The organism is Marinobacterium halophilum, assembly GCF_003014615.1.
Classification (GTDB): domain Bacteria; phylum Pseudomonadota; class Gammaproteobacteria; order Pseudomonadales; family Balneatricaceae; genus Marinobacterium; species Marinobacterium halophilum.
In genome coordinates this window covers 1-3,192 of the sequence record NZ_PYGI01000041.1, presented here as the reverse complement: position 1 = coordinate 3,192, position 3,192 = coordinate 1, and the positions used below count along the sequence as shown (strand labels likewise).

Genomic DNA, 3,192 nt, shown 5'->3' with positions numbered 1-3,192 from the left:
AATGCGCATCGCGGTTTCGTGAATCTTCAGATCCAGCTCGGACCAGACAATCTTGTTGATGCTGGATTCGGCACCGATCTTCTCGCCACGGGCCAAACGGCCCACGGACTGATACGCCGACAAGGCATAGGCTTCCGCACCCGTCCAGACATCCATCACCGCATCACGGATACTCGGATCACGATAGGCACGGGTCTGATGGGCCTTGTACAGTTCCATCAGCTTGCGCACCGGCTGCTGGAAACGGGCCGGTGAACGCAACAACAGGCCACGTTCAAAACCGGCCGTTGCCATGGCAACACGCCATCCTTGGCCTTCCTTGCCAACCAAGTTTTCAACGGGCACACGTACATTGTCGAAAAAGACCTCAGAAAACGTGTCTTTACCGTGTAGCGCCTTGATTGGGCGAATGGTTACCCCTTCCACATCAAGGGGTACCAACAAGAACGAAAGTCCATAATGGCGGCTTGATTCCGGATCCGTGCGAAACAGGCCAAACATCCATTCAGCAAAGGATGCACGGCTGGACCAGGTTTTTTGACCGTTGATGATAAAGTAATCACCGTCACGCACGGCCTTTGAGGTAATGGCAGCCATGTCAGAACCCGCATTGGGTTCTGACCACCCTTGAGCCCACATGTCCTCACTGGAGGCCATGCGCGGCAAAAAGCGTTGTTTCTGCTCTTTAGTACCGAATTCCATCAATGTCGGACCCAGCATCAGCTGGCCGTTCTGGTTCACCCGCATCGGCGCGTCGGCACCATAGTATTCTTCTTCGAAAATCAGCCACTCGGTCAGATCGCAGCCGCGACCGCCCAGCTCTTCCGGCCACATCACCATCGACAGACGCGCATCAAACAGTTTGCGCTCCCACTCGCGGTGCTGCTCAAACCCTTCTCGGGTATCGTAACTGGCCAGCTTCTCGGTCGGCCGATTGGCCTTGAGCCAGCTGCGCACTTCTTCACGGAAAGCTTGCTGACGGGGGGTATAGTTCAGATCCATGGCGAACCTCAGAAACTGGCGTCACGTTTTTCAACAAAGGCACGGCGGGTTTCCGCCGAATCCGGGCTGGTATAGGCCTGCAGCGTAAAGCCCTGCTCCCAGCGGTATTTGTCTTCCAGGTTGCCGTCCTCGATGCCGTTCAGCGCCTCTTTGGCGATACGGATCATGGCCGGGCTCTTGGCGGCAATTTTGGCGGCGGTTGCCAGTGCCGTTTCGCGCAACTGGTCCTTGGGCACAATCGCTTCGATGAAGTTGTAGCGGTAAGCTTCCTGTGCCGTCACCGTTTCACCGGTGAAGAACATCTGGCGTACTTTCTGTACCGGGAACAGGCGCTGCAGATGCGCACCACCGCCCATGGCACCACGGTCCACTTCCGGCAGCGCAAAGGTGGCACACTCGGACGCAAACACAATATCAGCGGCGCCGGTGATACCAATGCCGCCACCCAGCACAAAGCCATGCACAGCAACAATCACGGGGACTTCACACTGGTGAATCGATTTAAATGCCGCGTAGTTTCCAGCATTGACCTTAACAATAAGATCAGGGTTCTGATCCAGTTCTTTAATATCCACCCCCGCACAGAATCCACGGCCCTCAGCGCGAATGACAATCACACTAATATCAGGATGCTGACCCAAGCGATCGACTTCATGACTCAGATCGAACCACTCCTGGCTATTCAGTGCATTTACGGGCGGCTTTGAGATAACCAGCTCACCGATACCGCTATTGATGTTTACAGAAAAAACATTATTCATGTCAGGACACCTCTTTAAAGGACTGATTGGGTTGTGAACGCTCACATAACCGTTGCAGGCAGGTATTGGCTTCGTTGGCAATGGAGTGGATAAGCTCCGCAGCACTCACCAGCTCATTAATGGATGCCGCAACCTGACCACCTGACAGAATTCCTTCATCTGGAACGCCATCCACCATTGATCGCTGCAATAGAACGGGTTGATTGGTCGACATCACTACCTGAGATATCTGTGTCGGGTCCTCCTTCAGCGCTTTGAAGAAGGTCTTGATCATATGGCCGAAGGTCATGCCGGTATCACGCTTCCAGCGGTAAGCACTACTCAACGCAATGCATAGCTTTTTCAACGGGCCTGCAGATTCCAGTTTCCTGATAAAAGCATTCTCAAGAATGCGGTGCCTCATACCATCAACCGATTTGGTCACCCGGATTTTCTGAGGGTCATTCACCGCCAGATAGCATTCCATCGTCTGTTGCGGTGTCGGAGAATCAGTGGTCATCATGAAGCGGGTGCCCATGGCAATCCCTGCTGCGCCCGCCGCCAGTGCAGAGGCCAGCCCACGGCCGGTGGAAAAACCACCCGCCGCAATGACCGGAACATCGACCGCTTCCAGTACCTGTGGCAGCAAAATGGTGGTCGGTACGCCACCGGTGTGGCCACCGCCCTCACTGCCTTGGATGGTGATCATGTCCGCGCCCAGTTCGATCGCCTTGAGCGCATGCTTGACCGCCCCCACCGTGGGAATGCAGAGCACGCCCGCTGCCTTCAGGCGTCCAATCGTCTCTTTATCCGGCCCACGGCCGTAGCTCACAGCCTTCAACCGGTAAGTGATCGCCAGCTCCACGCATTGCATCGCGTTTTCCTGGAACATGTGAAAGTTGAGCCCGAAGTTGCTGCCACCGGTAGCCTCAATCACCTTCTTGATCTCATCTTCAAGCTGCGACGGCTCGATGGTGGCCCCGGCCAGAAAACCGAACCCACCACCTTTGGTGGTCGCGATGACCAGATTGGCGTCAGCAACCCAGCCCATGGCGGTTTGAATCACCGGGAAACGGCATCCCAGACGACGTGTAAGCTCAGTCTGTAAAAGAGGAAATGAGTTGCTCATGCTGCCACCCCATGATTGGCTACAGATTTATTATTGATGTCGCGCCCTCGCGGGCCGCCATGACCGGCAACGAAATGTCTGCCTGCACCACGCAATACAATTGCTGTGACACGCTGAACCCATTCCGGTGATTGCTTGGCTGCAGTCATGACAGGCTCCTGTTTACTGGTCGGTGGTGGCGGTGCGGATGCCCGGCGGGTTATCTTTCAGCTGACGCGCGCGCAGATTGTGCGGGTCAAGCTGAGCGATAAGTGCCAGCTGCTCGGCGGTCGGATGTGCGGTTTCGCCCATATCCGGAGCCTTGAGCAGCTCGAAGCCGGT

At 55.7% G+C, this 3,192-nt stretch carries 4 protein-coding genes; all 4 read right to left on the bottom strand.

What is annotated here, in order from left to right:
- Window positions 1-1,002: acyl-CoA dehydrogenase family protein (locus tag CLV44_RS17125; protein WP_106593337.1), on the bottom strand; the 1,002-nt coding region annotated here is incomplete at its 3' end.
- An 8-nt stretch (window positions 1,003-1,010) separates the two neighbouring features.
- Window positions 1,011-1,763 carry an enoyl-CoA hydratase family protein gene (locus CLV44_RS17120; protein WP_106593336.1) on the bottom strand — a complete coding sequence of 251 codons (753 nt, stop codon included), beginning with the start codon at window positions 1,761-1,763 and terminating at the stop codon, window positions 1,011-1,013.
- A gap of 1 nt (window position 1,764) precedes the next feature.
- Window positions 1,765-2,871, bottom strand: coding sequence for an NAD(P)H-dependent flavin oxidoreductase (locus tag CLV44_RS17115; RefSeq protein ID WP_106593335.1), 1,107 nt, complete (start codon window positions 2,869-2,871; stop codon window positions 1,765-1,767).
- Complete coding sequence (locus CLV44_RS17370) at window positions 2,868-3,020, bottom strand: hypothetical protein (RefSeq protein ID WP_170069386.1); 153 nt, start codon at window positions 3,018-3,020, stop codon at window positions 2,868-2,870. Before CLV44_RS17370 ends, CLV44_RS17115 begins: the two co-directional genes overlap by 4 nt.
- Window positions 3,021-3,192 lie beyond the last annotated feature (172 nt).

Bases quoted from the DNA above. Each gene is read 5' to 3' on its own strand.
- CLV44_RS17120 (WP_106593336.1), bottom strand. From the start codon at position 1,763: ATGAATAATGTTTTTTCTGTAAACATCAATAGCGGTATCGGTGAGCTG.
- CLV44_RS17115 (WP_106593335.1), bottom strand. From the start codon at position 2,871: ATGAGCAACTCATTTCCTCTTTTACAGACTGAGCTTACACGTCGTCTG.
- CLV44_RS17370 (WP_170069386.1), bottom strand. From the start codon at position 3,020: ATGACTGCAGCCAAGCAATCACCGGAATGGGTTCAGCGTGTCACAGCA.